We start from the raw sequence: 26,588 nt of genomic DNA on the forward strand, positions 1-26,588 counted from the left end.
CATGTTTTATGCCGTGACGTCAGTTTCTCAAAACCGACGGGGAAGTTCTTCGGATATGCCTGTCCGATGCGTTTTTATCACGAAAATAGTCGTAATTTGGGAAGATAATCGTGGTTGGCGTTTATACCACAAACGTTTTGCACGATATTTGCGTTAGTTATATATTTAAAATTAACGTACACTCCGGCAGCTAACTTTAGGTCGTGCCGCGACTATATAACACCAATAATACCCAAACCCGAATGCAGTTTCTTTTTCCGACCTTTTTATGGAGTTTATTGGCGGTAGGCGTTCCGATTGCCATCCATTTATTCAACTTCCGTCGTACTCGACGCGTATTATTCTCCAACGTATCGCTTCTGAAAAACGTCGAAATGGAAACGAGTTCGTTTCGGCGGTTAAAACAATACCTGATTCTGGCTACGCGCGTATTGGCTATTGCAGCTTTGGTCTTTGCGTTTGCTCAACCTTATTTACCCAGCAAAAACAAAGCGGGCACCAACGCCCAAAGTGTCACAAGTGCCTATATTGATAACTCATTTTCGATGCAGAATGAGGATAACAATCAACGTTATCTGGACATAGCCACGGGCAAACTGGATCAATTGCTGACACTGTTTCGCAACGCCACGCGTCTGCAACTGATCACCAATGATTTCAGCCCGGAAGAACAGCAATTGACCACCACCGACCGCATCAAAGATCGGTTGACCACGCTCAAACTGGCACATACCCCGCGTAATTTTGCAAGTATCTACAAACGTCAGGCCAACCTGTTGGCGCGGTATGCCGGAAGCGGCAAAAACCAGTTGTTCTGGTTCTCGGATTTTCAAAAAAGTACTTCCGGTGACTTGGCCAATATCAAAGTGGATTCCCTTAATCGCCTGTTTGTCATTCCTGTACAGGCAACGGCCTCTCAAAATGTATACGTAGATTCGGTGTGGCTCAATACGCCTTTTGTGCGGGAATTTCAAAACAACGTCGTGTATGTGCGTGTCAGCAATGCGGGTAACGACGACGTAAAGGATCTGGTTGTAAAGCTTTTTCTCGACGATGTACAGGTTTCTACGGCTCCCGTCAGTTTAGCGCCGAAAGGCTCTGCCACTGCGGCCTTTAATTTCAACGTGCGGGGCAAAGGTTTTAAGCGCGGGCGCGTAACCTTTGATGATCTGCCGATCACGTTTGACAACGAGTACTTCTTTGTGTTGAATGCTTCACCCGTCATTCGGGTACTGCATCTCCGGGGGCAGCCCAATCCGGAGCGTTCGGTCGAAAAGGTATTTGCCAACGACAGCCTTTTCACCATGCGCAGTCTGAGTGTCAACAATGCTGATATTGGTCTGTTGAAACAATCTGATTTGGTCGTGTTGGAAAGCGTAGAACGCGTCGAAGGAGCTATACGCAGCGAGATCGAAAATTTTGTAAAGCGCGGAGGAAGTGTACTTGTCATTCCACCTTCCAACCCCGATATGGTTTCTTACGGCGGCTTTTTGTCATCCTTAGGAATCAACGGTTTGCAGGAAAGACCTTCTGACGAGGCCATTCCATTGGCCAATCCCGAGCGTGGAAGTCCTTTTTTCAGTGATGTTTTTGAGCAATCCGTTCGACAGGAAAACCTTGAAATGCCCGTCTCTAAACCCGTTTGGCAATGGCAACCCGGCGGAGCAAAGTTACTTAATCTGCGCAGCGGAGACGTATTTTTGAGTCAATCCGCCGTGCAGCGCGGCAAAGTATACGTGATGGCCAATCCATTGACGGAGTCGTTTGGCAGTTTTGCCCAAAATGCTTTATTCGTTCCGGTCATGTACAAAATTGCGGCGCAAAGCGTGCGCGAACAGCGAACCGCCTATTCGTTTGACGAAAATACCATTGCACTTACCGTCCCTGAAACCTCTCAAAATACGGTTTTTAAACTCAAAAAAGATAAAATTGAACTGATTCCGGTTCAACGCCTCAACGGCAACCAACTGACGCTTGAACTCCCCAAGAGCAATCAATTGAATGCTGATCAAGACTTGGAAGCAGGCTATTATGAACTTCAGAAAGACGGTCAGTTGGTGCAGCTACTGGCGTTTAACCACGACAACCTGGAATCGCAACTGGATTATTATACGCCAACCGAATTACGCAGACTGTTTGCCAATCAGCCCAATGTGCAGGTTTTTGACAACGTAGCCGACGGTGATTTTGTGAAAGAATTTCAAAAACAGAATGTCGGCGTAAGCCTTTGGAGTTATTTCCTCTGGGCCGCGTTGCTCTTCTTATTGTTAGAAATTTTAGTGATTCGTTTTGTGAAGTAGAACCTTGCTTCTTCGTGTGTAAAAAGTGATCATTTTTGCCGCAATAAAAAATTCTCTGATTCCGAAAGGGCTTTTCGAGAAACGGTACGCTCAATTTTGGGGGCTCCAATTTTGATAGTCTGCCCTTGGTGAAGTCTGCTCCTTTATACCTTACCAAATAGTTAAAGAATCTCTTCGGGAAACGTTATTGTTATCTTTGGGGATAGAAAAATGTACAGTTATTTTTTTATCTTTCCGTGAAATTAGTCCGTCAAATACGCTATGAAAACTACACTGGTATGGATGAAGGTATCAGACTTACTTAAGGAAGACCAAGACCTATCCATTCGTATTGGTCTCTTGAACAAAAAAAGATCGTGGATATTGGAAAATAGCCGAAAATCAGCCCTTGCTCATCAAACAGTGAAAGAAGAGCGTATCCCTTTTTACAATGTACATTGTTTGACAGAGATAACACTAAGCACAGCAAATGAAAAATTATCTCGAAAAATAATAGGCTTTATGGTTTCCGGAGAAGACCAATTTCACCCGTAAAGTCATTTATTTGATCATTGTTTTAACAGTATATTACCGCCAATCACAAAACGATCAATCGGGAGACTGTTTTATTTAAACGATCGTAACTGTTTTTTACAACTCAAGCCCAAAAATCAGTAATAACTTGCCGATCATGCAAAAGACATTACGTAACCGATAGAGCTCTGAACTGTTATGTCACTTCTTTTGCCATGCCGATTTTTAACTGCTTTATGATCAATAAATATATTTATCGATCGGTAAATGTAGTAATATGACCTCTCAAAGTTTTTGAAATGGAAAACTTCCCGCTTCCCCTCAACGAAAAAGAACGATTAAAAGCGCTTAAAAATTACCATATCGTAGACACCCTGCCCGAAAGTGAATTTGACAGAATCACGGAGTTGGCTGCTATGATATGCGGAACGCCTATCTCACTCGTGTCCTTGATTGAGGAAGAAAGACAATGGTTCAAATCCAAAGTGGGACTGGATGCGCCTGAAATTCCCAGAAATATGGTGTTTTGTCAATATGCCATTATGGGAACGGAGGTAATGCAGATACAGGATACGACCAAGGATGAACGATTCAAAGACTATGAATTGGTAGCCAATGACCCGCGTGTTCGTTTTTATGCCGGTTATCCGCTGATTGACCCGCATGGGTATGCCATTGGCTCATTGTGTGTGATTGATTTTTTGCCGGGTAAGCTGACAGACCAACAGCAACGTGCCTTAAAATTATTGGGAGAAACGGCCATTTCACTGATCGTTGAGCGCAGACAACGCGAAGAACAACAGCATTTTGAAAAGCTGTTTGATTCTTCCAATGACCTGATCTGTGTAGCCGGCGCCAATGGTTACTTTAAGCAAATCAATCCCGCCTTTCAGCAATTATTGGGCTGGGACGAAAAAACGCTGCTGGAAACTCCCTTTTTTGACTTTGTGCATCCGGAGGATGTAAAACAAAGTCAACAGAAAATGGCCGTTTTGTGGGAACAGGGAACGTCCGAAAGTTTTACGTGTCGCTTCCGAACTCAGGACGGATCGTATAAATATCTACAGTGGACAGGAGCTCTTGAACGATCTACCGACAGCGTCTTTGCCATTGCCCGCGATGTTTCGATGGAGAAAGAAAATGAACAACAGCTTAAGATCAGCGAAGATAGGTTCAGGGCATTTTTTGAAAATTCACAGGGCTTAATGTGTACGCACGACTTGCAGGGGAAATTTCTCTCGGTCAATGAGGCGGGAGCCGCTATTTTAGGATACACAGTCAACGAGATTTTGGCCATGAGCCTCTACGATATTGTACCTGAAAACTACCACGCTGCCTTGGGGCACTACCTGAAAGTCATCAAAAGAGACGGTAAAGCCGGAGGAGTGATGCATACCCATGATAAAAACGGCACCCTGCGGATATGGATATTCAATAACATTTGTGAGAAAGGCTTAGATGGAGACTATTATGTGATCGGTAACTCGCTGGATATTACCAAAAGGCATGAGTTGGAGGAAGATCTAAAGAAAACCAAAGAGATGCTGGAGCAAACCAACCAGATCGCCCAAGTGGGAGGATGGGAGCTGGATTGGAACACACAAAAATTGGTTTGGACAGAAGTAACAGAGAAGATTCATGAAGTAGAGCCTGATTTTGAACCTGATTTGCCAAAGGCGATTGCTTTTTATAAAGAAGGAGAAAGCCGTGTAAAAATTACCGATGCCCTAAACAAAGCGGCCTCAACCGGAACCCCTTGGGATCTGGAATTGATGATCACTACGGCCAAGGGAAACGACCGTTGGGTAAGGGCATTGGGAAACGTTGAGTACGAAAACGGTGAATGTCGAAAAATTTATGGTACTTTTCAGGACATTGACGTTCAGAAAAAAGCCCTTCTTGAAGTCAATCGTTCTCGAAAATTGCTCAACGATGTGCTCCAATCAGCCTATGAGGTCATCGTTATCGCGACCGATGCTGACCGAATTATTAACATTTTTAACAGCGGCGCCGAGCGAATGCTGGGCTATACTGCGGAAGAAGTAATTGGAAAGGCAAACCCATCTTTCTTTTATGATACGGAAGAAGTGTTGCAGCGAAACAGGGAATTGTGCGCGGAATACAATGAATCCATCCCCATTTCTCAAACAATGATATATGTGGCCATGCGTAATGGGTTTGAGCAACGGGAATGGACGTATGTTCGTAAAGACGGGTCGCGCTTTTCGGCATCTCTGGTATTGCACCCTATCAGAAATACAGAAGATGTCATTACGGGCTTTTTAGGTATTGCTACCGATATCTCGGACCGTAAAAAAACGGAGAAAGCATTATTGACTGAAAAGGCCCGACTCATGGCATTTGTGGAAAATGCTCCTGCCTCAGTGGCCATGTTTGATCAGGATCTTAAATTTATCACCGTCAGTAACCGCTGGCTGGAGGACTACCAACTGAAAGGAAGAAATATTGTTGGGTTGAGCCATTATGAGGTATTTCCGAATATTTCTCAGGAATGGAAGGATATCCATTCACGAAGCCTGTTGGGTGCTGTAGAAAAAAGTGACGAAGACCGCTGGCGCCCCGAAGGCTGGGACCACGACCAATTTGTGCGCTGGGAAGTACGCCCCTGGTATCAATTCGACGGCTCCATCGGCGGCATCATGATGTTCACCCAGGACATCACCGAAATGTGCCTGCAACGCGAAGAACTCAAAAAAGCCAAACTGCAGGCCGAACAGGCCAGCGTGGCAAAATCCGAGTTTGTCGCCAACATGAGCCACGAGATCCGAACACCCCTCAACGGCGTGATCGGGTTTACGGACCTGTTACTGAAAACCTCCCTCAACGAAACTCAGCAACAATACCTTTCCATCGTCAACCAATCGGCCAATTCCCTGCTGACGATCATCAACGACATCCTTGATTTTTCCAAGATCGAAGCCGGCAAACTCGAACTGGACATTGATAAATGTGACCTCTTTGAACTGGGAAGCCAGGCAGCCGATATCATTACCTATCAGGCCCAAAGCAAAGGATTGGAAATGTTATTGAACATTTCCCTGGACCTGCCCCGTTTCATTTGGACCGACGAAGTGCGCCTCAAGCAGGTGTTGGTCAATCTCTTGAGTAATGCCATCAAATTTACCAAAGAGGGAGAAATTGAGTTGAAGGTCGAGCCATTGACCGACACGAGGCAGGAAGTCATCACGCTGCGTTTTGAAGTGCGTGATACCGGTATCGGCATTCAGCCCGACAAGCAGGAAAAGATCTTTGAGGCCTTCGCGCAGGAAGATGTTTCCACCACCAAAAAATACGGCGGAACAGGTCTGGGGCTGGCCATTTCCAATAAGTTGTTGGGGTTGATGGGCAGCAAACTGCAATTGATCAGTGTGCCCGGGCAGGGTTGCACATTTTATTTTGATCTGACGCTCAAAACCGAAGTCGGAGAATCGATCAACTGGGAAAATATCGACCTGATCAAAAAAGTGCTTATTGTAGACGATAACAGCAACAACCGAGTGATTTTGAGGCAGATGCTGTTGTTGAAACAGATCGTTTCGGAAGAAGCCAAAAACGGTTTTGAAGCGCTTCAACTGTTGGCCGAAGGCCGACGCTACGATGTGATCATGATGGATTATCACATGCCTTACATGGATGGTTTGGAGACGATCAAGAAGATCCGCAGCAGTTTCAACAAATTGCCCGAAGAGCAGCCGGTGATCCTGTTGCACAGCTCCTCGGACGACGGCACCATCATCAAAGGATGTGAGGAATTGAAGGTCAATCAGCGGTTGGTGAAGCCGATCAAAATGCAGGAAATGTACGATGCGCTTTCGCGGTTGAATCGCAAAGGAGAGGTGCTGCCGATAGTTAGCCAATCGGTCGAAAGTAAAACAGAATCGGCCCCGATTCGGGTATTGATCGCAGAAGACAATCCGGTGAACATGCTGTTAGCCAAAACGATCATTGGTAGGGTGGCGCCGAATGCGGTGATTCTGGAAGCGTTGAACGGTCTGGAAGCGCTGAAGGTATGTCAGTGGCAATTGCCGGATATCATCCTGATGGATGTGCAGATGCCTGAGATGAACGGGTACGAGGCCACGCAGAAAATAAGGGAGCTTCAGGCTGACAATTACCTACCGATCATCGCGCTGACGGCGGGGAACCTGAAAGGGGAAAAGGAGAAATGTCTGGAGGCGGGCATGGATGATTTTGTTGCCAAGCCGTTTGTGGAAGAGGCCATTATTGAGCTGTTTGAAAAATGGATCGGTGAAAAGCAAAAGGACCAAATAGTACCAATAGCCCGCTCGTTGGATGAGGTCAGTGCCCATTTTAACATTGAGACGATGAAAACCTACGTGGGCGACGATGAAGAAGTGCTGAGTGAGTTTTTATTATTGGCAATCACTGAATTGGAAAAGTCGTACAATGCCCTGCGTGACAAAGCCGAAGAAAAGGATTTGGCCGGGTTGAAAGCGCTGGGACATAAATTGTACGGAACGGCTTTAACTGCAGGGACAATAGAGTTAGCGGCGTTTGCCGGAAAAATTGAGCATTTGGAAGTTTTTGATCCTGAGACAGTAACCGATCTGTTGCTGAAAACCCAAGATGAAATCGGGCTTGTCAAAACGCTTATAAATGAGCATTTTAAATAAAATCAAGTATCCACTGTTCCTTAATTAAACCTTTCGTTTACTTTCCAGATATGGCAAATGGTATTGCTCTAAAAAATCTTTTTTTGAATCTCTGTAACTGGAAACGGCCCCCATCATACTCATAAATTTAATATAATACCAAGCCAAATCGATCTGGTAGGGCTTAAAGCCGCTGCGCGCACTTTTTGGGAACAGATGGTGATTATTGTGCCATTCACCGGCAACAAGCCCGGGCCAGATTTGGTTGACAGAATTATCCTTAGTGTTAAAATCCACTCCGGTAACCTGCACATTTTCTCCTTTGCCATGCCCTTCATAATTAAAAGTGCGAACTCCTACGGCCCAAAAACCCGCAGCTCCGAACAGGCAGCAAACCAGCGGAAAACCACCGATTAAATAAAATGCAAGGAACCAAAAGGACCAGTTAAGTGCCCAGGTTGCCAACGCCCGCAGAGGATTTACGTATGAACCCCATTTTTGATATTGCGGGTAGGTATTAGCCGTGATACCGGTATGCTTCATCAACAGTTTTACGCGATTATAATCTGCTTCACTAAGGTCTTTTGCAATGGGCTGATGGTTGACGTCCGCCAAAAAGCAGTATAGAAATCCGGCCTGTGCATTATAGGGGTCGCCCGGTTGGTCCGATTTTGCATGATGAACGTGATGAGAAATTACGTAGATTTCTTCAGGTATCATGCTGATAGTCAGGTTTTGCGTTACAAAACGCCAGAATTTGTTCCGGAACTTATATGCTCGATGAGTACAATACCTGTGGTGCCAGATCGTCCCGTGCGTTCCCATGATGAGCATGCTGTACACGAAGGCTGCGACGAGCAGGGGCAGACTGAAAAACGTAACGATAAAGAGCAACAGGAATGGAACCATGCACAACACTTTTAACCAACTCATTAAGGGCAACCAATTTTTGCGGTCTTTGAAGACATTCAATCGGGAAAAAAATTCGCTGAAAATTTGGTTTATGCCGGGCTTGATCAACTTGCCTGTTTCGTCTTTCCATCCATAGGAAGGAACCTGTAATACATGGTCTATAAATGCCATACGATATCTTTATTAAGGTAACAATTCATTTTTATAACTGACTCCTCCACACAGTTTGATTCATCAGTTTTACAAAAAAGGCTAATGATCCCTATTTACAAGACGTCTGATAATGGCAAATTATAAAAAGCAGCGTTTTTTGAGATTATTATGAAATTACGACATAATCAGTCAAAAATACAATTTTTTCGGTGTATCATAAAATCAATTTTGCGGCCGGTTGGCAGCAGCTGTTTCCGGCTTTACTTTGACCGAAGATCTGCCTTTAAAAACGAACCTATATGCCGTTAATTGCTCTTACCTTCAAATCATTGTCGGCCCATTTTTGGGCTTCATTCAATAAAACCTTCGTTTGCTTCGCTTTTTCCGCCAAACCCTGATGCTGTTGTGCCTCATAAAGACCGGCTAATGCCCAGCCATTACGTGGAAATACGGTTAGATCTTCCGCGAATATTGCTTCCGCTTCAACGTAACGTTTGGCTTTTAAGAGGGTATTGCCTAACGTATGGCGTACCGAAAAGAACCAATCAGGAGGTTCCTGGTAATTCAGTTTGTCTTCCAAAACGACTGCTTCCCGAAGCAATTTGATACCGGAAGATATATCTCCCTGCTCCACCAAAATTTCGGCTTTCAGCACCCGATGGGCGATTTCCAGAATTGAAATCATAGGATTGATGCCGGCAATGGTCAAGGGAACAATGGCCGGGTCGGTCGTCAGTTTTTCGAGTTGCCGCAATTCCGATTCAGCTTCCGCCGGGCGATGTTTGCCAACCAAGGCCATCCCGCGGGCATAGTGACGAACAGCCGTCGGATATTTCAAGCGGACCGTATCGGCCCGGCACATCTCAAGTAACTCATCCCATTTGGCAAACTTAACAGCCACATGATAGGGAATGGTATAGTAATGTTGAAGCGAGGCCCAGGCATCGTCAGCCATCAACTTTTTATGGGTGTTTTGGGCAACTTGCCGCGCCGACATCATAGCCCATTGGTAGTTGCCTTCAAGCGTGGCTGTTGCTACCAATAAATGGTAATTATGGGGAAAATAATACAACGGAAAAGCCCCCTCGGCATGGCTTCCCATTAGGTATAAGCTGTCAACCTTAACCGCCGCCCAATTACTTAGCGAGCCTTCATGATAGTGACCGGTTCGAATATAAATGTGCGAGGGCATGTGTACCAAATGACTGGCCCGGGGGGCTACCTTTCCGAGGATAGCCGCACTCCTTAGCCCTCGTTCGGGTGTTCGGGACGCTTCTACGGCGTGAATGTAATAATGGTTAAGGGCGATATGGTTGGGGTTGCGTTCAAGTAATTTTTCCAGCGTCGCGACGATGTCGGGCGTCCACGGTTTTGGGCGACCGTCATGCTCCCATAAATCCCACGGATGCAGGTCCATCAGCGATTCGGCGTAGAATGCCGCGATGTCAGCATCGTCCGGAAATTGTTCGTGTACCTGACGGATGGATTTCGAATACGCCTCATCATAAGGTCTGCGGTCTGCGACGGGCTTTGCCGGATAACGTTTTGCCAAGGCATTGATCAGGGCTTTTTCTTTGTCGGTACAATTTGCCGATAATTGAATTGCCCGCTGAACGGCAGCGTAGGCTCGCTCGTAATTATCGGGTTCCATCCCTGCGTTATAGTTAGGTCCGAGAACGTAGCTAAAACCCCAATGAGCCATGGCGCAGGTTGAGTCCAATCGAATGGCTTCATAAAACGAGCGGGCAGCTTCTGCGTGATTGAAGCCAACGGCCAACATAAGTCCTTGATTAAAATACTGTTGAACCTGTTGGTTCTTCGTCGTGATCGGAAAATTCAAATCTCCCAGACTGTCATACAATACCGCTTTCGCCCCGGAGGTATACCAGGCTTTGTCGGTTGGCTGAGTCCGGCAAATAATCTGAGCGGTGGTTTGCGTATAGGCAGTTTCCCGGCGGGGTTGACAGGCAGTTGCCAGTCCTATGAACAATGCCCACAGTACTAATTGTTGAGAGTGAAGCCGTTGTATCATCATTGTTCAGGTAAAGAGTAAAAGGTGGATGGGCCGTCTGTCGCCCTTTGTCGATGAAAAGAAAAGCTTGCTGTTATTCGAACAAAAACCTCTTAAAGATAAGAATGATTTATGACCGAGCCACTGATAGTTGATTTAAATACCGATTCCCAATCGAATGGCAATTTCAACGGGAGAGTAATTGCCGTCGTGACGATAGCGTTGAAACGGCTCGGCAGACAATAGGGGAGGTTGGGCCATAAAACGAGGTGTGGTGCCGTGGTGAGGCTGAGCGGCATGGGCCAAAAAAGGATGGCAAAGATACACCGTGCCTGCCTTACCGGTAGCCAATACTTCGCGTCGTTGATTGGTTTGGTCCAGTTGCTGCGCCAGTTCCATAAAAGACATTCCGGCGTCACCGGCCGGCGCTAACATTCGGGCAACGTCTATGTGTGAACCTACCCGAATTCGCGTAGGAGCGTCTGTATCACTCACATCGGAAAATAGAAAAAGCATGAGCAGTGCCCGCCCTTTCGAATTGATATTGATGCGCCAACTGAAATAATCTGTAGGGTCGTCTCCCGGAAAACTCGCATCTACGTGCCAACCCGCATCGCCCGGATCTTCTCTGCTCGGAAACCGTACCGGAAATGTTCCAAGACTGTTGCAGGGAAGCCATTGACCTTTACCCACTAATTGATCGAAAGCTGCATGAAGAATGGCAGTATTGGCGGCTTTTTGAAACGGTTCCTGTGCATAATTCCCCAGTCGAATCACAGGATGAATCCACGTTGTTGGGTCATCAGGTACGCAGCCGGTGTCTTTCCACAAAATAGCGCGGCCTTCTTCCGCCACTTCCTGCGGAAACGCGTTTTCCAGTTTTATGTATCCATCCGAAATGAATTGCAGGATTTGGCGGTCAGTAAGTAGCTTTGTCATTTAATTCTTCCAGTTTGGTGAGAATTACATTAACTCTTTCCGCTACGGAAAAATCGCCTCGTAATTCCAACAGCGGACAGGATAAGGTTTGAATCCAGGATTCATGCGCCGCCAAATTACGACCGTCCGTGCTGTTGTCGTCGTAGCCCGAAGCCCATTCTATAAATGCGGTATATTGTTTATTCCTTTCTTTGTCTTCATAAATAACGCTTCCATAACGCCCGAATTCGCGGTTTTTGAGTCGCTCCATTCGGATTTCGTGAGGGATATATAAAAACACCGCCAAGTCAAAAGGCGATAGTTCAATTTCACCCCATTTAAGAACAGAACCACCCAAGATCCAATTATCATGGCTTTCAAGCTGGCTTTTCAGCAATTGATTCCTTACTTCCGGTTCTCTTTTTATGAGATAAGGCGGTTCTGTTTTTGTCCAAAAAAAATCATCGCTGTCAAAATAGGGGAGAGCAAGTTGTTTGGAAAGTATTTGCCCCAAGGTAGTTACGCCACTGCCGGAAGCGCCAAAAATGTGAATTTTCATGGTATTCTGTTGTACTGATTCAGCATTCAGATAAAGCCAAAAAAGAGATCATTCTAATGAATTTGAGGCATTTTATTGACTTTTTGAATTATATCGCTATTTTTATCGCATTAAACTCTCTTGCTGACATATCAAAACGTTCCGTCAAAAGCACAAAGCTTTTGTAATTGCGATGTTTTTCAACACCGCCAGAAATCGTTTTTTTATCGTTAACAAAGAGAACAATGAAACAATCAAAAATAGCCGTCATTGGCGGCACCGGGAAAGCAGGGAAATATTTGGTCAAACAATTGCTGATTCAAAAATTCCCGATCAAAATTCTTCTTCGAAACCCGGAAACGTTTACGCTTAAAAACCCGCTCATAGAGATCATTAAAGGCGATGCCAGAGACATTGAAACCATTCGCGCATTGGTCAAAGGTTGCGATGCTGTGCTCAGTACGTCCGGACAAACCAAAGGAGAACCTGTTCCGATAGCAACGCAGGTGACGTCCAATGTCATTCAGGCCATGCGTGAGAATAGTATTCAAAGATACATTTTGGTAACAGGATTGAACGTTGATCTGCCGAGTGATCAAAAGAGTGAAACCACAAAAATGAAGACGGAATGGATGCGAACCAATTTTCCGACCTTTGTGGCCAATCGGCAGGCGGAATACGAACTTTTAGCAAAAAGTGAGTTGAACTGGACATTGGTACGGGTTCCCATGATCGAAGAATCAGACGAAAGACACACCGTAAAAGTCGATTTGTACGATTGTTTGGGTGACTTGATCAGCACAACGGACTTGGCGGATTTTCTTATTGGGCAAATTGCTGATACCGCTTTTTGGAAAAAAGCGCCCTTTATTGCCAATGGGTAGTTAGTTAAATGGTAGGTTAATTCAAGTTGCCTCACTCAGTTAAGCGCAACTTGAATTAACTTTTTAAGTTTCTGCATTCGTCTTCCAAAATTCCGGTGACTAACGTAGGTGGGTTTCCCCATTTTTCGATAGAGGTATCTAAAAGCAAAGGATACTGTGAACTCATCCCGCCGATGTTGCCTGTCGTCAAGGCCATGACAATCGTCTTTATTTGAGAATGGCGGATGGCGTAAGAACACATGATGCAGGGTTCGTGTGTGGTATACAGGATGCATTCCGACAGAATATGGGTTTTTAACAGCAGTCGGGCGTGTCTGATCGCCTCCATTTCTGCGTGGCAGGTGATGTCTTGGTAGGTTTTGCCACCTTCAATGCCTTCGGCAATGATTTTTCCTTTCAATACCAGTACTGAGCCTACGGCAGCATCGCCGCGTTGTTTGGCAATAAGTGCAAGTTCAATGCATCGAGCCATGAAAAATTCGTGCTCATTGGAAAAGGTACTGCTGACCGGCATAAAAGTAGTTATCAATAAGGAATCGCCGGGCTATTTTGAGCACTTAAAGCTATCCTTGATGTTAGTTAGCTCCTTCCAAATCGGATGGTTTGGCAATTTAGGAGATAATGCAACAAAAACCGCGGTTCGGTTTTGATCCTTACAAGGTTTGATAGTAATCGAACATTGTAAAGTCATGGGACGTTGTGCCATATAATCCAACATACGGATGGTGCCGACATAGGCTGTTTCACCATTGGCCGTAGCTTTTATTTTCTTAATAACCGCATTTGTTGGAATCACTTTGTCAGCAGGAATATTCCTGCCGGAGATATTTCTCCCTACAAGTCCTGAATAATACGCTTTTAGGTTTTCCTGTAAAGTGGTTGCATCGATGGTCGGCGACCCTTCCAACCACCAAAGGAAAGTATAAGACCAATAGTCATCGCTTTCAGGTTTAGCCCACCCGGGGGCAAAACGCAGATCTTCCGTTCCTTTGTAAGGGATTTCCGGCGCAAATTCGATGGGAAAAGCGATGCGCTCTACGCCCCATTGATCGGGAATGGTAAGCTGATACGGAGGAACCCACGTGTGGGCATCAAAAGGAACGGCGGGAGTTTGGCCTATTACATGAAGAGAAATCAGACAGAAAAAGAAGATATATTTCATACGGCATTTGATTGAGGTTATAAACTTTGCAAAACTAGCCTTAGGTTATGGCCCTAACTATCTTTTTAACGTATGTTATGATTTTTTAACAAAATGACTTGATACTAAGTAAGACGACAAAATATTCACGCAAAGCCGCAGAGTCGCAAGGAGAAGTATCTTAGCACCTTTGCGTGATAGTTAAAATTTAAATTGATTATTAAAAATGACGCTGATTTCTGCCTTTCAAAAAGACGAAGACCTTCTCAAGGACATTAAAAAATACGCCCCATTGACCGAAGGTTTTCGGATTTGGTGGCTAGGTCAAAGTGGCTTTCTGATTCAATGGAAAGGGAAATATCTGCTCTTTGACCCTTATTTATCTGATTCACTGACGATCAAATACGCAGCGACCGATAAGCCGCATACCCGCATGAGCGAGTTGGTGATTAACCCCGCCCGTTTGGATATGATCAATGTAGTGACTTCTTCCCATAATCATACCGACCATTTGGATGCAGAAACATTAGGGCCGTTGTTTGCGGCCAATCCTGCCATTCAATTTGTGATTCCCGAAGCCAATCGCGCTTTTGTTTGCGAGCGGCTGAAATGCCCCGAAACTTTTCCGATTGGCCTTAATGACGGGCAAAGTATGGAAGTTGCCGGTTTTAAACTGTACGGCGTACCCGCCGCGCACAATGCGTTGGAACGCGATGCACAGGGACGTTGTAAATATATGGGGTTTGTGGCTGAGTTCGGCGGTTATCGCGTCTATCATTCAGGGGATACACTTTGGTACGATGGCATGGTGGAGGTATTAAAGCCTTTCGCGGTTGATGTGGCTTTTTTGCCCATCAACGGCAATAAGCCCGAACGCCGCGTGGCAGGAAACCTTTCTGCCGAAGAAGCCGCTCGTTTGGGCGTAGAGATCGGCGCAAAACTCGTCATCCCGCACCATTATGATCTGTTTACCTTCAATACCGAAGATCCGCACGAGTTTGAGAAATATGCAAAGCAGTACGGGACGCCTTACCGTATTTTGAAAATCGGTGAAGGGCAGTCGCTTGCGTCCCGCGAGTGACGATTATCATTAGGCCTCCGGCCTACCATTCAAATGAGGCCGGAGGCCTGTTAATAGTCGTCACTCGCGGGACGCAAGCGACTGCTAATTCACACTTTTTTCCAGACTCTCGAAATTCATCATGTTGTTTTTTTCTTCTTTTTTGCGAATACCGAAGTTATAGACCAGATTGAAACCAAAGCGGCGTGTATCGCTTTGGCGCATGCCTGACGCAGAAACGCTGCCTTGTTTTAACGTAAATTGATTGTTGGACGTAAAGAAAACATCGTTGGCGGAGAGTGTCACAGTGAGTTTACGTTCGAAGAAACGACGGTTAACGTTGATATTCAACGCTCCGAAATTGCTCAATTCATAAAACTGCAATTGACCTTTCAAACGAAGATAACCATTGAGACTAAGGGTGGAACGGGCGTCAATTTTGAGTTGATGGAAAGTAAAGATTGACCATGAGCCGCGCTGAAACGTCAGCGGTTTGCCTTCATACAGGCCATCGTATTTGTTGTGATTGTATTGCGTCCCTACCACAAAGAAGTATTTTCCGCCCGGTGGAATGGCACCCATCAAACGAAAATAGGTTTCCTGATTTTTGCCTAAATTGTCGTAAGTGCGGTAGGCAAGGCTCGGATTTTTGACATCCTGATACACCACATTCGTAAAAATATCGCTCGTATAATTGCGACCGATGGCAAAGATCGGGCGATCCTGCACGCTGATGTTAGCTTCAATGTTCTGCGTAAACTGCGGGCGAAGTGTCGGATTTCCGGTCTCGTACAAATATTGGTCGAGATAACGCGGAAAAGGATTCAGGTATTCGTATACGGGCCGCGTAATGGAGCGGCGATACACCAAATACCCTCGCAATTCATAGCCTGCGATCTTGGTAATACCCCGACTGAGGTACACATAAGGAAACAGGTCGATGCGCCGAATATGAAATGACGTATCGCCGGGGCTGCGCTGATGACCATTCATGATGGTGCTTTCAAGGCGTGTTCCAAATTTAAGAATAAACGCATTGAAGGTTTTCGAAGCTTGCACGTAGGCTGCGCTGATATTTTCGTCGTATTCAAACGAACGGGTTCGGAAGGTGTCAGGTTTGCGAACGGCTCCTACTTTGCTAAAATATTGTGTTTCGTTAGTAAAACGCTGTAGGGAGGTTTTCAGACCGGTTTCCAGTACCAATTTATTGGGTAACTGAAATTTTAAATCAGTACGGGCAGAAAACGAATGGCGTTGGTTGCCAATGGTGCCATCGCCACCGATGGGGTTCCTGATGGGTTTCAGGTAAGTGGTATTAAAGACTTGTGTACCGTCGCTTTTTGAAAAACTGTAGGTAACATCAGCTGTAAGTTCTGAACCGATCGAATCCAATTTGTATTTGGCCGAAATGTCCTGATTGAAAGCAAAAGCGGTGGTTTTGTTCTGAAGCGTATTGGTGTTTTCAGTAAAAATAATGGGTTCGCTGATGCGACTGATCTGATTTTGGTTGTCGGCAAAAGACTGATAATTATTAAAAGTAACGCGGTCGTCAAAATTGATGTCCCACTTTTTGTTGGGCGTAAAACCAAATCCAAAACCGCTGTAATAGGTTTGGCTCGGAGTGGTTGTGAATGACCGTTGGCTCAGCAACGAATCGGCAGAAAACGGCCGGTCGGTTTGTACCTGATCGTAGGTATTTCGACGATTATAATTGAGCGTCAGGTACGAAGTTTGGCGGCCATTGTTGTTATTGATCGTACCCCCGATGAACTGATTGCCGTAACGACCTTGATTCATACCTGCAGTAAGACTGCCCGTTATTCCAATTTTTACGCCTTTTTTGAGAATTACATTGACCACACCGCCGCTCCCGCTCGCATCAAATTTGGCCGAAGGAGTGCGCAGGATTTCAATTCTTGAAATGCTCCCGGGAGGAAGATTCTTCAAAATAGAAGCAATATCGGCGGTACTCATCTTTTGTTCCCGCCCGTTGATGTAGATGGTTGCGGTCGTAGAGCTGTTGAGGTATACATTTCCGTCCTGATCTACAAACAATCCCGGAATTTTTTCCAGAATTTCCATGGCGTTAGTGCTCGTGGCCGCAAGAGGCTCCGGATCGACAATGGTTTTATCGTCTTCCTGCAACATCAACGGCTTTGGGGCAGTGACCACCACCTCATTCAACGTGCGTTTGTCGGCTTCCATAACAAATGTAAAAGCATTTGAGCCGCCGGTAGGAGAGAGGCTTTTGCGCAGCGTTTTAAACCCGATCGAAGTAGCTTCCAAAAGGTATTGCTTTTCAGATTTGATGCTGAATTTAGCCAAGCCCGACGTGTCGGCTACGTTGAACAGCCTCTTGGTAGAGTCGGCGCGCTCGGTCAGTCGCAGCGTTGCGCCTATGACGGGATTATTGGACGTATCTGTTAATCGAATCGTAAGGGTTTGTGAGAAAGCTGAATGAGTCAGAACGAAACAAATAAAAAGGATGAAGTGCAAACGGGAGATTTTCATATTGGCTGTTAAAGTACTTATAGTCAAACGTTGTTAATTTTTCAAACGGTATCAATGGGGTTTAATTGTAATGTGTTGTGTGTCCATGTTCTGATGCGACGCGTGAGTTCAGGATCGTCGGCCAAATGCTTTCCATAGGATGGAATCATTTCTTTGAGTTTACCGGCCCATGCTTCTGAATTCATTTGGTCTTTAAAACATTTCTGCATGAGTTCAAGCATGATGGAAACGGAAGTAGAAGCTCCCGGCGATGCGCCCAACAAAGCCGCCAGCGTACCGTCTGCCGAAGCAACTACTTCGGTGCCGAATTCGAGCGTTCCGCCCTCTTCCTCGTCTTTCTTAATGACCTGCACACGTTGGCCGGCAATGGCCAATTCCCAGTCACTTGCTTTGGCGTTGGGAATAAATTCCCGCAATTCATCTATTTTATCGTCAAAACTCAGCATGACCTGTTCGATCAGGTACTTCGTCAACGGCAAATTATGAATGCCCGCACTGAGCATGGGCAAGATGTTGTCGGTGGTAATGGAAAACGGCAGATCCAGGTAAGAACCTTCTTTCAAAAACTTGGTTGAAAAACCCGCAAAAGGCCCGAAAAGGAGTTCTTTTTTGCCTTCAATCACGCGCGTATCCAAGTGAGGAACCGACATGGGCGGCGCGCCTACTTTGGCTTTGCCGTAGACTTTGGCGTGGTGTTGCGCAATGAGTTCTTCATTTTTACAAACCAACCATTGTCCGCTCACGGGAAAACCGCCAAAACCGTCTCCTTCTTTCACATCCGATTTTTCCAACAGGCGTAACGAACCGCCACCGGCCCCGATAAACACAAATTTGGCGCGTATCTCTTTTTTCTCGTTGTTGGCTTCGTCTTCCACTTTTACGAGCCAGTATTTTTCGTCGTCCTGCTCCAAAGATGTTACTTCATGATTCAGAAAAACGTCTATTTCGTGGCCTTCTTTCAAGTGGTTAAATAAACAACGTGTAAGCTCCCCAAAGTTGACGTCAGTTCCTAATTCAATGCGTGTGGCGGCAAGCTTTTGGTTCTCTTTACGATGCTGCATGACCAACGGCATCCACGTTTTCAGGGTCTCAAATTCATCACTGAATTCCATTCCCTGAAACAAATGGTTCTTTTGCAACGCTTCGTATCTCTTTTGTAAAAAGGCTACATCTTCATCTCCCCACACAAAACTCATGTGAGGAATACTGTTGATAAATGATTTTGGGCTACTAAAATAGCCATCACCCATCAAATACGCCCAAAATTGTTTAGAGACCTCAAATGATTCAATGATCTTCAGGGCTTTGGAAATATCAACGCTGCCATCTTCCCGTTGCGGCGTATAGTTCAATTCACACAGGGCCGAGTGGCCCGTTCCGGCGTTGTTCCAGGCATCCGAACTTTCTCCGGCTACACGGTCGAGGCGTTCAAATATTTCAATTTTCAGATCGGGTTGGAGTTCTTTCAAAAATACGGCTAATGTGGCGCTCATCACACCTGCACCGATCAAAACTACATCACAATCTACCGAAGCATTGTTGTCGTGGCTAAGCATTTTATAAACGTGTGACCTCGCGGAGGTCAATGGAATGATTATTTTATTTTCTATAGACATATGACCTTATGAGGTCAAATTTCAGACTTCTCGCTTCTGAGACTATTGCCTCTGCTGCAATTGTGCCCGGATCTGATTGGCACTTGCCACGTCTCCTTTACGTTCGTAAGCCATGGCGAGGTATTGGGCCGCGTCGCGGTTGGAGGGGTCTTGCGACAGCACTTCGCTCAACATAAAAATGGCGTTGTCGCTCTGGTTGAGATTAATGTATGCGATAGCCATCGTTGTCATGGCACCCAGATAATCAGGAAAAATCTCCAGTGCCTTTTGACATTCCTGCAATGCTTCCTGGAATCTGCCCACGTTGATGTAAGCGTTCGCCAAATACAACCTGACAACTTCATTGTTGGGGTCTAATTGCTTGGCTTTTTCCAAATACGGAATAGACTCCTCAATTTTCCCTTCTTTAATACGGGATATTCCGATGAAATCATCTCGGGAAATGCGTTTCACAATGACGCCGATGGGTGCACCGTTTACTTCTATTTTATGGATTGTACCGGCCGGTGGAAATACGTTTGGATTGCGGAAATGGCTGGGCGTGAGGTGTCCGGTTAAAAAGACGGCATAATCCCAATCGTGTTCGGAGCGTTGATAATAGCGACGATACGCCATTTTGATCTTGGGATAATCAGTAAAATAATCTTTGAGGGGAATGTAATAATCACTCGCAATAATGACGCTGTCTTTTTGGATATTGGGAATGTTTTGCTTCATCCAGTCGGCAATTTCACGCGTGCTTGTGCCGAAATAATCGGTCTCGTATTTACCGAAAGCACCTTTTACGCCTCCGGTCAATTCATTGTAATAGGTGTATTGATAAGGATGGTTTTTGACCATAAACCATAGAGGAAGAGCAACTAACAAGGCGATGATTGCCAAAAATATCTTTTGACCAACACCCGAAAAACGGCGTAACAGGTATTCAACGCCAATCGCTGAAAGCACTACCAGCGGGGGGTAAATAAACGTAGTATGACGCCAACCGTTGTAAAACGCAGAGTTTTTAGAAATTCCGTAGATCAGCGGGAAAACACCCACAAAAAGAACAATCAGCAAATAGCGGCGGTTGAATTGCTTGCGGACAAACGGAAAAATCAACACAAAAACCAATAAACCCAACAGGAAATATAACGGCGTAGAAACCATCATGTACTTAGGCACATAGTACCACGGCAATGAGGTTGAATAAATTTTGGTGCCGTCGAAAAGCGTTTTGATACTTATCGGAAAGTTGGTCAATGTTTGGAGTGCCACCAACGGATTTTTGAGCGGATTGGCTAAGGCAAAAGGCCAGAACGCAATTCCAAGGGTGTAACCGCCCAATGTTGCAGCGGTGGTTTTAAGTGCTACATCACGGACCAATTGTTTATCGCTGAAAATAGTTTTGCGTAATCCGGTTCGAACAAATACTTCCATCAACACAAAAAAGGGAACATATCCCACCAACGCCAAGCCCGGCGCGCGGCTGCCCAAGCCAATGCCGATGCCGACAATCAACAGCAGCGTAGAGCGCCAAGTAGGACGGGGAAGTTCCTGTAAATACTTGATCAGAAAGCAAATGGTCACAATATAGCCGGCAGCAAAGGTAATGTCTTTGGGGTTGTTCATGGAATCCCCAAAGATGCGGGGAGAGAACAACGCAAACACCAGCGCAATCAGGCCAACTCGCCAATTGCCGCCTGCCACGCGCCCCGTTAATCCGCTGAAAACAATGATCAGGACGCCCATCAGCGAAAGCATAATGTGACGGACGGTGTACGGGTCAGCGCCGGTGGTACGATAAACGGCGGCCGATATGAGGTCGAGGGTAGGGCCATAACAATACATTACTTCCCCACCGCGCGGTGCGTACGAAAGTGCCTCTTTCTTTTGACCGAGGCTCGTAAAATAATCAAGACATAATTCTCCATAGGCTTTATTTCCCCATTCGTCTGCCGTGATGCCGTACTGAGTACTCAAAACAGGCATACCGATGAGAAGGGCCAATGCAATTCCCCAAAATATTTTACGAAATAACTCATCGTTCAATGGGGGTGTTTGGTGGGTAGGCGGCAGGTCTAAGGCAGGTTTAAAAACAGGGGATGGGGAAGGTGTTTCACCTGCAATGCTCTGTTTCTGAGGTGCTTTATGAGTTGGCGTTGTTCCTTTTTTAGCTTTAGACATATTTACCGGTATTGTATAACATTCCAAAATAAAGCGATATAGCCAAATTCACCAAAACTGTGCCAAAATTTAAAAACTCGTATCTTTGCAATTCCGGTTACTATAGGCCTTAACGATACGACTTTGCTGCCATCACTTTTGATATATATTCTTCTGTGGATTTGGGATAATCGGTCATTCGACACTATTTCAAGGAGCAATCGTGCCAAACTGGAAGCTCAGGAAGCGTACAAAGAAGCAGATTTTAATAAAGCGGTGGAAGCCTACCGAAATGTTTCCAACAACTCGTTGTTTACCGAACCTTCGGCACGGTTGAATTTGGCCCATGCGTATTTTCAGTTGGCGCAACTGCAAAATGCAAAGCGTTATTACAAACGATTGGCAGTAGTGGATGATCCTTGGATTGCCTCTCGAGCCTTTTCACAATTGGGTGTTATTGAGGCCATTGATAAAGATACCTTAGAAGCATTGCGGTATTTTAAAGAAGGACTTCGGAAAAATCCGGACAATCAGATCGCCGGATTCAATTACGAATATTTGAAGAAACGTTTTAGCGGTAACGACGACGTAACACCGCCCAAAAACGCTCCTCAAAAAAAGGAGCAATCTGTGCAAAACGCTCCTGCGCCTAAAGTTGGGCAGGAGGTGTTGAAAACAGAAGAAAAAAAAGAATTGCTTACCCGTTTGCAAAACATAAAAATGAGCGAGGCGCAGGCAATGATGATACTCGATGCGCTCAAAGCGTCGGAAATTCAATATTTACAACAACAAAAACACCGTTCTCCCACGCCCGATGACGAAAGCAAGGGGAAATGGTAGTACCTAAAAGAATTTACCAAAAAAGACTTTCCAAGTTTTCAACTCTATCATTGTACAAACTTGGAAAGTCAACTCAAAAGAATTTATCCATTCAATAAATAGTAACAATTCAACCGTGCAAACACTTACCCAAACCAATTTCCGGTTTCCGGGCCAAACAGGTTTTTACCGTGGCAAAGTTCGCGATGTTTACAGTTTTGAAAACGCCGTGGCAATGGTGGCCAGCGACCGTATTTCGGCATTCGACGTCATATTGCCCCGGGCTATTCCATTTAAAGGGCAGGTACTTAACCAAATAGCGGCTCATTTTCTGACGGCTACTGCCGACATTGTGCCCAATTGGCTGTTGGAAGTGCCTGATCCAAACGTAAGTATTGGCAGGAAATGTGAAACGTACCCCGTTGAGATGGTAGTGCGCGGTTATTTGGCAGGGCACTCGGCTCGGGAATACAAAGCCGGAAAACGCAGCGTTTGCGGGGTGACATTGCCCGAGGGATTGAAAGAAAATGATAAACTCCCAACGCCTATTATTACGCCAACCACAAAAGCTCACGAAGGGCACGATGAAGATATTTCGCGGGAGCAGATCTTGGAAAGAGGGATTGTATCGGAAGCAGAATATATCCAATTGGAAAAATACGCGTTGGCGCTGTTTGCCCGGGGCACCCAAATGGCTGCCGAGCAGGGACTTATCCTCGTAGATACAAAATATGAATTTGGCTATGCAGGCGGCAAAATATACCTTATCGACGAGATCCATACGCCTGATTCTTCCCGCTATTTTTATGCAGATGTGTACGCTGAAAATCAGCGAAATGGATTGCCCCAGAAACAATTATCAAAAGAATTTGTGCGCGAATGGTTGATCGCAAACGGTTTTCAGGGCAAAGATGGACAAACCGTTCCCGAAATGTCGGACGAATGGGTGGAACAGATCTCGGCGCGCTACATAGAATTGTACGAGAAAGTAACCGGAAAAACGTTTATAAAGGCCAATACGCAAGATATTTTAAGTAGAATTGAAGAAAATGTGCTGCGTTCATTAACTTCGCGCACTATTTAAAAATTGCTGATTGTTAACCGTTACCAATACCTGCGTTCCTAAACTGATCTTTGGATCTCTTGATTGTTAGCTCTTAACCATTATACCACATTATGAATTACGCCATACAAAAACACGAGCAATATTCTCTTATCAACGTTAAAGAAACTGACTTTGAAGGAACACTTGCGACTGATTTAGAGAACCTTTCCCGTGACTTGTTTCGTGAAGGTTTCCATAACCTGATCGTTGATTTTACGCCGACCAAAACCATTGATGCGGCGGGGATCAGCGTACTGAAAAAAATCAACATGCTTTGCTCGCGGGAGCTTGGATTGATGGTTTTAATTTCTGACGACGATGATTTTGTTGATCAGTTGATTGAAGGTAAAATTCGTGATGTGACCATTTTGCCAACGGTGGAAGAAGGAATTGATGCGGTTTTTATGAATGATTTGGAAAATGAATTCGGCGCCGAAAGCGACGACTTCGACGATGAAGATTTCGGCGAAGATGGCTTTACTAAGAGCGAACAACCCTGATGCAGTTTTCGGTGATGATTTTGGGGGCAGGCTCTGCCACGCCTGCAGTGAATAGATATCCTTCGGCGCAGTTGCTCACATTCGAAAACGAATGTTATCTCATCGACTGCGGCGAAGGAACCCAATATCGACTGCTCGAACATAAAATTCGGCCGAGTCGTTTGCGGGGGGTATTTATAAGTCACTTGCACGGTGACCATTATTTTGGGCTTATCGGATTGCTTTCCAGTTTCAACTTGGGAGGGCGCACCGAGGAGCTTTTTCTGATCGGACCGCGCGGGTTGGATGACATCATCACCATGCATTTTAAATATTCACATACCCCTCTCCATTTTCCCATTCAATTTACGGCAACCGATACCGAATTGAGTTATCAGGTATTTGAAAATCACTATTTTACCGTAACAACCATTCCGTTGGATCACCGTATTCCCTGTGCCGGTTATCTTTTTAAAGAAAAGCCTCTCAAGCGAAAACTCATCAAAGAAAAACTTTCTGACGATATGCCTCACGAATACCTTCGGAAGTTGAAGGATGGGGAGGATGTCATTGATGAAGCAGGCAATGTATTGTACAAATGTTTGGATTTTACTACTCCGGCGCCTCCTCCCCGGAGTTATGCCTATTGTTCGGATACGCGCTACCTTGAAAGCATTCCTGAAGTAATTTATGGTGCCGATTTGTTATATCACGAAGCTACTTTTCGGGACGAATTGGCGGTCCAGGCTTTTGAACGTTATCATTCTACGGCAACACAGGCAGGGATCATTGCGGCGAAAAGCAACGTTAAAAAATTACTGATCGGTCACTTTTCGTCGCGTTACAAAGAATTCAGTGGTTTTCTGGAAGATGCCCAATCGGTGTTCCCCGCGACCGAAATTGCGGAAGAAGGAAAAACGTTTTTTATTGAACACTCTTAATGTGCTTTCGGGTTGAGAAACCGCGAAAAAGTAAATGTGGCTGTTGTACAACCCTTCAAAGAATAATAAAGCCAAAAAAAAACTCTCCTGATTTAACACTACTTATTGAAGGCCCCATAGCGTATTGCCGCTTCAAGTATATCAACGTTTATATCTTGCAGAGTTTTGAACTTAATGCAATATCCGCTCACACTCGCTTTGCCTAGTTTGTCCCCATACGTTTGAGATAAGTATGTCTTATCCTTAATACCAAGAATATAGACAGAGATGCCGGTTTTGTTTGCGCTCAAACCAATTTTATAAAACTCTTTGGTTGTTCCATCAGTATATTTTATGGTATGCATTCCATATCCTATATTAGGGTTAGAAACGGTTCGACCTTTATCGTCTTTGCCATCTAAAAACCATAATTTGCATGCCGGTAAAACTTGAAGTGTGAGCCGGTGCAACGTTTCCATATCAGTACGTTTTGATTCAGGTTGGCTGTTAATGTACTGTTTGATTTGTTCTTCTACGTTCATATAAAAGTATGAGTTACCAAAGCTTTGTCAGCGGTTCGTTGTTTATTGCCCTGACAGCTCATAGTATAGCGTTACTGCACCACCACTAAAGGTCTTAGTCTTTATGAGCTTAAAAATAGCTTTGTCGTTTATATTTTCAAATAATGGCAAACCGCCTCCTGCAACGACAGGGTGAATACAAAGTTGGAATTCATCAATCAAATTAAGCTTCAACAACTGTATGATTAAACTCCGACTGCCAACTAAAATGTCGCCGCCCGATTGTTGCTTTAATTCTTTAACCGTTTCTTCGACAGGTTGATCGGCCAGTTTTGCACTGTCCCATTCTGTATTTTTCAATGTATGCGAAAAGACAATTTTTGGAGTCTTGTCCATTACCATCGCAAAGTCGTCCATTGATTTTTCACCTGAGGGTTTTTTTACGAGCGTTTGCCAGAATTGCATCAGCTGATAGGTTGTCCTTCCATAGAGAATAACGTCTGCGTTAGCTAACAGGTCAGCGTAATGTTGATGAATTTCTTCATCCGGGGTTATTGCTGTATGGTCGCAAAATCCGTCAAGTGTCATATTGATGGCGGCAATTAGCTTTCTCATATTTTGCGTTTAATTGTCAGTTCTTTGATTAGTTGCGGTATCCTGCTATCAATGGTTTTGCGAACTGTCCGCCAGTTAGTTATTTTACTCTCAATACATGCAAACGATGTCGGTTTCCAACATGGTAGGTCGGAAAACTGAGGCGTTTGCAAAGAAAACCTAAAGAGGCGATTCCGCCCGCGATCAGAGTCGATTTAGGATCAAACTGTACATGAAATTCCATGCCGCCTCGGTACCGGAAAGTATCACTCAGAAAGAAAATTCCTCCTGCCAAGGGCAGCATGTATGCACCCTGCGTTACCCACGGAATTCTTCGGTAAATCCTGATTTTTCGTACATTACTCAGCGGCACCTCCGTATGAATATGCTCGTTTAGAATTTCATTGAATTCCGTGTACGTGAAGGAACTGTCGGAAACAGAGGTGATATTCTCCCGTATTTTTTTTCGTTGCCCTTTGATCGTGAAAACCAACTCATCCCCGACATAGAAACGATGCCGCCGAATCTGCCCCATTCTATATACATCCAACACCAAATACCTGCCCTCCGTTTGAAGGTAGGTCTGAAAACGGGGGTTTTGTTTTAAGAAAAGCTCTTTATCGCTCAAAATGGTTTGAGCGGATGAAGTAAAAAAAGCAAAAAACAGAAAAAAGAATAAGTAAACAGAACGCATATTCTATGGCTATTTTGAATACAACGTAAAAGAAATGCTTTTCTTGCAAAGGTGTTTATTGAAGTGCCGGTTAAAAAAAGAGAAATTAGTAAAGGGTTTGAAAATGAGAAGGTATTTACA

The 26,588-nt window shown here is 45.0% G+C and carries 21 protein-coding genes; 9 read left to right on the forward strand and 12 right to left on the reverse strand.

Features of this window, described 5'->3' with window-relative positions:
• Positions 1–242 precede the first annotated feature (242 nt).
• The 3 genes from ACQY73_RS01010 (at position 243) to ACQY73_RS01020 (ending at position 7,468) form a co-directional block, all read left to right on the forward strand.
• The gene (locus ACQY73_RS01010) at positions 243–2,300 is read left to right on the forward strand and encodes a BatA domain-containing protein (RefSeq protein WP_428660218.1); all 2,058 of its coding nucleotides are present in this window, start codon (positions 243–245) and stop codon (positions 2,298–2,300) included.
• A 261-nt stretch (positions 2,301–2,561) separates the two neighbouring features.
• Positions 2,562–2,834, forward strand: coding sequence for a hypothetical protein (locus ACQY73_RS01015; protein WP_428660221.1), 273 nt, complete (start codon positions 2,562–2,564; stop codon positions 2,832–2,834).
• 278 nt (positions 2,835–3,112) lie between these two features.
• Positions 3,113–7,468, forward strand: a complete 4,356-nt coding sequence (locus tag ACQY73_RS01020; protein ID WP_428660224.1) for a PAS domain S-box protein — start codon at positions 3,113–3,115, stop codon at positions 7,466–7,468.
• A gap of 24 nt (positions 7,469–7,492) precedes the next feature.
• Here ACQY73_RS01020 and ACQY73_RS01025 read toward each other — a convergent pair whose 3' ends face one another.
• The 4 genes from ACQY73_RS01025 to ACQY73_RS01040 form a co-directional block, all read right to left on the reverse strand.
• Positions 7,493–8,530: a fatty acid desaturase gene (locus tag ACQY73_RS01025; RefSeq protein ID WP_428660226.1), complete on the reverse strand. Its 1,038-nt coding sequence runs from the start codon at positions 8,528–8,530 to the stop codon at positions 7,493–7,495.
• A 277-nt stretch (positions 8,531–8,807) separates the two neighbouring features.
• Positions 8,808–10,547, reverse strand: a complete 1,740-nt coding sequence (locus ACQY73_RS01030) for a hypothetical protein (RefSeq protein ID WP_428660229.1) — start codon at positions 10,545–10,547, stop codon at positions 8,808–8,810.
• A gap of 132 nt (positions 10,548–10,679) precedes the next feature.
• On the reverse strand, positions 10,680–11,462 hold the full coding sequence (locus tag ACQY73_RS01035) for a phytanoyl-CoA dioxygenase family protein (RefSeq protein ID WP_428660232.1): 783 nt from the start codon (positions 11,460–11,462) through the stop codon (positions 10,680–10,682).
• Positions 11,443–12,000, reverse strand: a complete 558-nt coding sequence (locus ACQY73_RS01040) for an AAA family ATPase (RefSeq protein WP_428660235.1) — start codon at positions 11,998–12,000, stop codon at positions 11,443–11,445. Before ACQY73_RS01040 ends, ACQY73_RS01035 begins: the two co-directional genes overlap by 20 nt.
• A 224-nt stretch (positions 12,001–12,224) precedes the next feature.
• Here ACQY73_RS01040 and ACQY73_RS01045 point away from each other — a divergent pair, with 224 nt between their 5' ends.
• Positions 12,225–12,863 carry an NAD(P)-dependent oxidoreductase gene (locus tag ACQY73_RS01045; protein ID WP_428660237.1) on the forward strand — a complete coding sequence of 213 codons (639 nt, stop codon included), beginning with the start codon at positions 12,225–12,227 and terminating at the stop codon, positions 12,861–12,863.
• A gap of 55 nt (positions 12,864–12,918) precedes the next feature.
• Here the strand turns inward: ACQY73_RS01045 and ACQY73_RS01050 are convergent, their stop codons facing one another.
• Positions 12,919–13,377, reverse strand: a complete 459-nt coding sequence (locus ACQY73_RS01050; RefSeq protein WP_428668597.1) for a nucleoside deaminase — start codon at positions 13,375–13,377, stop codon at positions 12,919–12,921.
• Between the two features lie 30 nt (positions 13,378–13,407).
• Positions 13,408–14,025 carry a hypothetical protein gene (locus ACQY73_RS01055; RefSeq protein ID WP_428660240.1) on the reverse strand — a complete coding sequence of 206 codons (618 nt, stop codon included), beginning with the start codon at positions 14,023–14,025 and terminating at the stop codon, positions 13,408–13,410.
• A gap of 205 nt (positions 14,026–14,230) precedes the next feature.
• On the opposite strand from ACQY73_RS01055, the gene ACQY73_RS01060 reads away from it, so the two are divergent.
• Positions 14,231–15,085, forward strand: a complete 855-nt coding sequence (locus ACQY73_RS01060; RefSeq protein ID WP_428660243.1) for an MBL fold metallo-hydrolase — start codon at positions 14,231–14,233, stop codon at positions 15,083–15,085.
• Between the two features lie 84 nt (positions 15,086–15,169).
• On the opposite strand, the gene ACQY73_RS01065 is transcribed toward ACQY73_RS01060, so the two are convergent.
• The 3 genes from ACQY73_RS01065 to ACQY73_RS01075 form a co-directional block, all read right to left on the reverse strand.
• Positions 15,170–17,575: an outer membrane beta-barrel protein gene (locus ACQY73_RS01065; RefSeq protein ID WP_428660246.1), complete on the reverse strand. Its 2,406-nt coding sequence runs from the start codon at positions 17,573–17,575 to the stop codon at positions 15,170–15,172.
• A gap of 41 nt (positions 17,576–17,616) precedes the next feature.
• Positions 17,617–19,131: a malate:quinone oxidoreductase gene (locus tag ACQY73_RS01070; protein WP_428660248.1), complete on the reverse strand. Its 1,515-nt coding sequence runs from the start codon at positions 19,129–19,131 to the stop codon at positions 17,617–17,619.
• A 102-nt stretch (positions 19,132–19,233) separates the two neighbouring features.
• On the reverse strand, positions 19,234–21,357 hold the full coding sequence (locus ACQY73_RS01075; protein ID WP_428660250.1) for a tetratricopeptide repeat protein: 2,124 nt from the start codon (positions 21,355–21,357) through the stop codon (positions 19,234–19,236).
• 123 nt (positions 21,358–21,480) lie between these two features.
• Here ACQY73_RS01075 and ACQY73_RS01080 point away from each other — a divergent pair, with 123 nt between their 5' ends.
• From ACQY73_RS01080 to ACQY73_RS01095, 4 genes are all read left to right on the forward strand, one after another.
• Complete coding sequence (locus ACQY73_RS01080) at positions 21,481–22,176, forward strand: tetratricopeptide repeat protein (protein WP_428660252.1); 696 nt, start codon at positions 21,481–21,483, stop codon at positions 22,174–22,176.
• Positions 22,177–22,291: 115 nt separating this feature from the next.
• Entirely contained in the window at positions 22,292–23,239 is a 948-nt protein-coding gene (locus tag ACQY73_RS01085; RefSeq protein ID WP_428660254.1) for a phosphoribosylaminoimidazolesuccinocarboxamide synthase, read from the forward strand.
• 92 nt (positions 23,240–23,331) lie between these two features.
• Positions 23,332–23,760, forward strand: a complete 429-nt coding sequence (locus tag ACQY73_RS01090) for an STAS domain-containing protein (RefSeq protein ID WP_428660257.1) — start codon at positions 23,332–23,334, stop codon at positions 23,758–23,760.
• Complete coding sequence (locus tag ACQY73_RS01095) at positions 23,760–24,680, forward strand: ribonuclease Z (protein WP_428660260.1); 921 nt, start codon at positions 23,760–23,762, stop codon at positions 24,678–24,680. Before ACQY73_RS01090 ends, ACQY73_RS01095 begins: the two co-directional genes overlap by 1 nt.
• A gap of 98 nt (positions 24,681–24,778) precedes the next feature.
• Here ACQY73_RS01095 and ACQY73_RS01100 read toward each other — a convergent pair whose 3' ends face one another.
• The 3 genes from ACQY73_RS01100 to ACQY73_RS01110 all read right to left on the reverse strand — a co-directional run bounded on the left by ACQY73_RS01100 (position 24,779) and on the right by ACQY73_RS01110 (position 26,468).
• Positions 24,779–25,201, reverse strand: coding sequence for a DUF1801 domain-containing protein (locus tag ACQY73_RS01100; protein WP_428660263.1), 423 nt, complete (start codon positions 25,199–25,201; stop codon positions 24,779–24,781).
• A gap of 42 nt (positions 25,202–25,243) precedes the next feature.
• Positions 25,244–25,795, reverse strand: a complete 552-nt coding sequence (locus tag ACQY73_RS01105) for a dihydrofolate reductase family protein (protein ID WP_428660266.1) — start codon at positions 25,793–25,795, stop codon at positions 25,244–25,246.
• A 79-nt stretch (positions 25,796–25,874) separates the two neighbouring features.
• Complete coding sequence (locus ACQY73_RS01110; RefSeq protein ID WP_428660268.1) at positions 25,875–26,468, reverse strand: hypothetical protein; 594 nt, start codon at positions 26,466–26,468, stop codon at positions 25,875–25,877.
• Positions 26,469–26,588 lie beyond the last annotated feature (120 nt).

The sequence above is a fragment of the Runella sp. genome (genome assembly GCF_965279615.1).
Taxonomy (GTDB): domain Bacteria; phylum Bacteroidota; class Bacteroidia; order Cytophagales; family Spirosomataceae; genus Runella.